The organism is Sphingomonas sp. 2378, from assembly GCF_038084995.1.
In the GTDB taxonomy this organism is placed as follows: domain Bacteria; phylum Pseudomonadota; class Alphaproteobacteria; order Sphingomonadales; family Sphingomonadaceae; genus Sphingomonas.
The window spans coordinates 1-5,886 of sequence record NZ_JAXCMJ010000080.1; the positions used below are offsets into that span (position 1 = coordinate 1).

Here is a 5,886-nt window from a genome sequence, read left to right on the forward strand (position 1 = left end):
CGTCACGGTCAAGCGCGGCTTCAGCTACTCGCTTGGCGTCTGGCTCGAATACGGGACCGCGCCGCACTTCATTGCGGCCGTGGGCGGGGTCGGGGCGCGGAAGCTGAACAAGGGGCTGCGCGAGGCCAAAGGCAACCTGACGCTTGTGATCGGCGGTCGGGGTTACAAGCCGCATGGGGTGTTGGTGCCGTTCAACGGCTCCACGCCCTCTATTCTGCTGATCGGCGACAGCATTACCCAACAGAACGACATACGCCCCGACGCGCGCCAGTTGGTCGGTGGCATCGTCAAGGGGCTGGGTGATCCGTCGGGGCCGGGATCGTTCGGCGTCGCCAATTTCGGTCACCACGGCGCGTCCATGGAAGATTTCATGGACGTGACGCCGGGCAGCAACCGCTTCAGCCAGCGCTATGCCATGCTCGCGGCGGTTCGGGACATGAACGGCGGGCGTTGGCCGTTCACGCATATTTGGTCGCAGGGGCTGCGGAACGACTTCTCGGGGATATCGAGCCCAACCAACCCCGCCGATGCCTTGGTGCTCATGAAGGCGCGGGCGCAGGCGTGGTGGGATTTCCTCGCCAAGACCTTCCCCGGCATCCCGATTATCCAATCCACGGTCAGCACGCGGGTCACGTCCTCCAGCGCGACCAACTACACGACCTTGGATGGGCAGGAGCCGCGCCCGTACACGGCGGGCGTCGCACTGGAGGATTTCAACGAGTGGTTGGTGGCGACCGTGCCCGCGCCGCTGGCGATGGTGGTCGACCTGCGCGAAGGCCAGCGCGAGTTGCGCCCCGATGTGCAGTTCGCCGGGCAGGCTCCGGTATGGGCGCGGCTCGCGTTCGTGAAAGCGGGCGGGGGCAAACTGGCGACAGCACTGGCGGCGGGGGTGGCCACCTCGACCGTCAAGATTACCGCCACGACGCCCCCGGCGCTGGGCAGCATGGCCTATTTCGAGCCGGGCACGTCCGCTGTCGAGATGAAGGGCAACATCTCGACCGTGACCGACAATGGCGACGGAACGTTCACCCTGGGGCTGTCGCCCACCATCACGCCCAGTTCAGCCCATGCGGTCGGATCGGTTTTCGCGACTTCGCCGACCACTGACGGCACCCACCCGGAAAGTGTGGTGCACGACATATGGGCAGGCACGGTTCGGTCGATCAAGCCGCTGATTCTTGGCGTCTGAGGCGGCTATTCGGGGCGTGCGTTTCGCGCTCCCCCCGGCGGCGTGATTTCCGCGCAATAGGTGGGCTTGGCTCGCGCGGAAGAGCCGTCAATCAGCCAGCCGCTTTGCGGGCCTGTGAACCATCCGAGGCTCGCGGGCCCGTGCTTGGCCGCTTCGTCCCACAGGAGCAGGATGCGGCCATCCTTCCATTCGTCGGGAATCGACACGACGGGAACCCATGGTATCCCGCGCGCCTCGTCCGGCGCGCTGGCGGCGCGCAGACCACGCAAGGCCAGAACCGTGCGAGGCTCGATAGCCTTCTCGTCACGCTCCATCTCGCCGATGAAGCCTTGCGAGAAGCCGAGGGCCGACGCCAGTTGCCCTTGCGTCATGCCCATGCTCTTGCGCAGCGCCCGTAATTCCTGACCTTGCATGGCTGCACCTGTTTCCGTATTTTCGACCTTACCCCGCCCCGGTTGCCAGACCGGGGCGGGGGGCTCTTAGGCCTGGATCGTGAACTGTATGGTCACTTTCCAGATCCTGAGCCGGATCGTGAGGTTCATGCTCACTTTCCTTCAGGTCTGTCAGCGGGCTGGGGCAGGATACCGTCGCCGTCTGACAAGTGTAGAAATATAGGCTCAGCCAACATTCGTCAACCGAAAAGTGGGCTGAGCCTATATTTTATGCATAAACTCTTAGTTGGCCACTGGCTGCAAACCGCATCCCGCCACATAGCGCACTTGAACGAATGCGATGCCAGCGCGATTCCAAGCGCCAAAGCTCGTCATTCAGACCGCACACTCCAGTTGCGGTCAGTCTACCGGCCTCCATGGTTCCCGCGCCCCAAGCAGCCGTTCGTCCAGGTTCAACGTCATCGCTAGCTTTAGGCGGACATCTTCCGGTAAAACTTTTGGAGAGCCGCGTTCTATGAACTGCTGAAGGTAAGTCACGTTCTTTCCCACCGCCTTTGATAGCGTCGCCAAGCTGCGCCCCTGCTGATCGGCGTGACGCACTAGATTAGCCCTGACCGTAGCTGGATCGGCGCATGTGTATCGTTCATCGCTATGCACGTATTGGGGATACCTATCGGGTCAGACGAAGGCTAGTCTTCGGCATTGTTGCGATAACGGATAGTTCGTTTCGGCAAACTCGTCGGCATAGTGACCGGACACCAGCCGCGACCCCGGTACCACCAGCGGCAGGACCGGCAATTGCACCACCGCCCGCCCCTCGATCAGCGAGTCGAAGACCATCAGTTCGTCGGGATGCACCACATCCTCGGCATCGTGCAGGATGATCGCTTTGGCATCGAAACCCTCCACCGCCATGTCGCGTCGCAGGGCGTGCCAGAGACTGTTCAGGCAATCGGCCTTGGTGGTGGGGCCTTTGCGTGGACCGATGACCAGGCGGACCCGATCGTCCCGCTCCGCCACATCGGCGGCGGCGGCGATGGTCGCGGGGTCATTGGGATAAAGCCCGACATAGAGGCGATAGTCGGGATGGCGGAAACGGGAGAGGGCGGTGGAAAGCATCGCACCGATCACCGGTGCTTCGTCCCATGCCGGGGTGAAGACGATCATCCGTCCTGGCTGAACGGGTGGGGACAAGGCATAGCTGCGAAGCGGTGTCGCCGGGCCCTTCACCAGTCGTCGCGCGAAATAGAGCAGGTCGACCAGAAGATCATCCAGCCCGCCGATCAACAATCCCGCCGCCGCGAACAATAGCAACTCGCGTGCCACGACTTCGACCACCCCCGTGATCTCGCCCATCCGGCATCCCCCTTTTGCCGAGGACGACCCTGCCCGCCCGGAATGGGCACTTCAACATGGATAAAAGACCGTTTCGGAACAGTTACGGGTTAAGAAAATCCATGGATTTTCGAATTCCTCATTAATTCAATGCTGTGCGGTCGCATCGCCATGGTTGCGCATTTTGTTGCGGCGCAACATATGGAAGCCGAGAAAGGATAATCCATGGCCCGGACATTTTCCCCCGGCATCGTCCACACCGCTTTGGCGGTGGGCGGTTTCGCGATCGGCACCACCGAGTTTGCCGCGATGAGCCTGGAGCCGGATCTGGCGCGCGGGCTGAACATCGACGCGCCGACGGCGGGGCATGTCATCAGCGCCTATGCGCTGGGCGTGGTCGTGGGCGCGCCGCTGCTCGCGGTGCTGTCGGCCAAGCTGGCGCGGCGCACGCTGCTGATCCTGTTGATGCTGATGTTCGCGCTGGGCAACGGCTTGTCGGCGATCGCGCCCGATTATCACTGGATGCTCTTCTTTCGCTTTCTCAGCGGGCTGCCGCACGGGGCCTATTTCGGCATCGCGGCGCTGGTCGCGGCTTCGCTGGTCCCCGATGAGCGGCGGACGGTGGCGGTCGGGCGGATCATGCTGGGGCTGACCGTGGCGACCGTCATCGGCGTGCCGTTGGCGCAGATGCTGGGCCAGTGGCTCAACTGGCGCTGGGTGTTCGGCGTGGTGGCGGCGCTGGCGCTGCTGACCGCGACCCTGGTGTGGATCGCCGCGCCGCATGACAGGCCGGACGAGGGCGCGAGTGTTCGGCGCGAGCTGGCGGCGCTGGGCCGGGGCCAGGTCTGGTTGACGCTGGCGATCGGGGCGATCGGCTTTGGCGGGATGTTCGCGGTCTATACCTATCTCGCCGCGACGCTGACCGAGGTGACGGGGGCCTCCGCCGCGACCATCCCGCTGGTGCTGGCGGTGTTCGGCCTGGGCATGACGATCGGCAATATCGTCGTGCCGCGCTTCGCCGACCGCGCGCTGATGCCGACCGCCGGGGGGCTGCTGCTCTGGTCGGCGGCGATGCTGGCGCTGTATCCGATGGCGGCGGGAAGCCTGTGGACGATCCTGCCCAATATCTTCGCGATCGGGCTGGGCGGCGCGCTGGGCACCGTGCTCCAGACGCGGTTGATGGACGTGGCGGGCGAGGGACAGGGACTGGCCGCCGCGCTCAACCATTCGGCGTTCAATACCGCCAATGCCATCGGCCCTTGGGCGGGCGGGCTCGCCATCGCGAACGGGCTGGGTTGGACCTCGACCGGCTATGTCGGTTGCGGGCTGGCGCTGGGCGGGTTCGTGATCTGGCTGGTGGCGATGCGCTTCGCCGGAGACACGCTCAGCGGGCCAGTGGATCGATCGAATCGTCCGGCGCTGTCGCACTGAGGCTTTTGGACACGGCCTCGACCCGGTCCATCACGCGCAGGATGTTGCCGCTGGTCAGCGCGGCCAGGTCGGCATCGCTCCACCCGCGCCGGACCAGTTCGGCCAGGACCAGCGGATAGCCGTCGACCCCGCTCATCCCCTCAGGGGAAGTGCCGTTGATCCCGTCATAGTCGCCGCCGAATCCGACCGCGCCATGCCCGGCGATGCGCACGATATGCTCGATATGGTCGGCGACCATCGCGGCGGTCACGCGCGGAGCGGGGTGCTGCGCGTCCCAGGCGATCAACGGTGCGGGGCTGCGCGCGCCATAGACATTGGCCGGCACCCCGACCGACCTGGCATAGGCGGTGCGCGCCGCATCCCAGGCGCGCCACGCGCTCGACAGGAAGGCGGGATAGCAATTGACCATCACCATGCCGCCGCCCTCACCGATCCGGCGGAGCAGCGCATCGGGGATATTGCGCGGCGCATCGGCCAGCGCACGGGCGTCGGAATGCGAAGCGATGACCGGCGCCTTGCTGGTGTCGAGCACCGCCGCCATCGTCGCGTCGGAGACATGGGCGACATCGACGATCATGCCGATCCGGTTCATCTCGGCCACCACCGCACGGCCAAAGGGGCTGAGCCCGTTGGCGATCGGCGCATCGGTCGAGGAATCGGCCCAGGCGAGGCTTCGCCCATGGGTCAGCGTCATATAGGCGACGCCCAGCGCCCGGTACTGGCGCAGCACCGACAGTCGCCCGTCGATCTGGTGCCCGCCCTCGACCCCGATCAGCGAGGCGACCCGGCCTTGTTTCGACAGCAGACGAATATCCCCGGCGGTGCGCGCCAGTGCCAGCCGGTCGGGATGCGCCGCGACGAGGCGGTGGACCCGGTCGATCTGCTCCAGCGTCATCTCGACCGCGCGCGGGCCGGTGATATCGGCGGGAATCCATACCGACCAGAACTGCCCACCCACGCCACCGCGCTTCAGCCGGGGCAGATCGGTCTGGAGCGGATGGGGAAGGGCGCTCGTGTCGGCGGCGAGCCGGGGCGATTCGGGCGGGAGGTCGGTGTCGCGCAGTTCCCAGGGCAGGTCGTTATGCCCGTCGACTATGGGCGCGCGCGAAAGAAGCGACTCGACCCGCTTTGCGATGGCGGGATCGGTGGCCTGGGCGAGGATGAGTGCGATCAGCATGTCGGTCGCTGTTCCAACTGATTGAAGGCGGGATCGATGGGTTGGTCGATCGCTTCGACACGGTCGACTCGCGCGGCGGGCGGTCCCGACCCGGCCTCGGCGACGATCCGCGCGACTTCGTCCTCGGACCCCTGGACGACCGCTTCGACCGAGCCGTCCGCACGGTTGCGCACCCAGCCGGTCAGCCCCCGTGCTTCGGCGCGACCGATAAACCAGTAGCGATACCCGACGCCCTGCACGTGTCCGGTGATACGAAGATGACGACCGATCATGCCGCGAATGTCGCGCAGGTGGACAAGAAAGGGAAGAGCCACAATCCTCCCCGGCACGGGGAGGGGGACCGCCGTGGAGCGGGGGTGGAG

Annotated in this window: 5 protein-coding genes and 1 pseudogene; 2 read left to right on the top strand and 4 right to left on the bottom strand. The window is 65.6% G+C overall.

Annotated elements, in window-relative coordinates; all coding sequences use genetic code 11:
- Window positions 1–1,189 (top strand): annotated as a pseudogene (locus tag SM191_RS19050) (hypothetical protein); the annotation flags it as partial.
- A 5-nt stretch (window positions 1,190–1,194) separates the two neighbouring features.
- On the opposite strand, the gene SM191_RS19055 reads toward SM191_RS19050, so the two are convergent.
- Both SM191_RS19055 and SM191_RS19060 read right to left on the bottom strand, forming a co-directional pair.
- Window positions 1,195–1,602 carry a helix-turn-helix domain-containing protein gene (locus SM191_RS19055; RefSeq protein WP_341507586.1) on the bottom strand — a complete coding sequence of 136 codons (408 nt, stop codon included), beginning with the start codon at window positions 1,600–1,602 and terminating at the stop codon, window positions 1,195–1,197.
- Between the two features lie 657 nt (window positions 1,603–2,259).
- The gene (locus SM191_RS19060) at window positions 2,260–2,937 is read right to left on the bottom strand and encodes a glycosyltransferase (RefSeq protein ID WP_341507587.1); all 678 of its coding nucleotides are present in this window, start codon (window positions 2,935–2,937) and stop codon (window positions 2,260–2,262) included.
- 204 nt (window positions 2,938–3,141) lie between these two features.
- Between SM191_RS19060 and SM191_RS19065 the strand changes: the two genes are divergently transcribed.
- Window positions 3,142–4,347, top strand: coding sequence for an MFS transporter (locus SM191_RS19065; protein WP_341507588.1), 1,206 nt, complete (start codon window positions 3,142–3,144; stop codon window positions 4,345–4,347).
- Here the strand turns inward: SM191_RS19065 and SM191_RS19070 are convergent.
- Both SM191_RS19070 and SM191_RS19075 read right to left on the bottom strand, forming a co-directional pair.
- Window positions 4,301–5,524, bottom strand: coding sequence for a dipeptidase (locus tag SM191_RS19070; protein WP_341507589.1), 1,224 nt, complete (start codon window positions 5,522–5,524; stop codon window positions 4,301–4,303). The genes SM191_RS19065 and SM191_RS19070 overlap by 47 nt on opposite strands.
- Window positions 5,518–5,886: acylphosphatase (locus tag SM191_RS19075; protein ID WP_341507590.1), on the bottom strand; the 369-nt coding region annotated here is incomplete at its 5' end. The genes SM191_RS19075 and SM191_RS19070, both read right to left, overlap by 7 nt.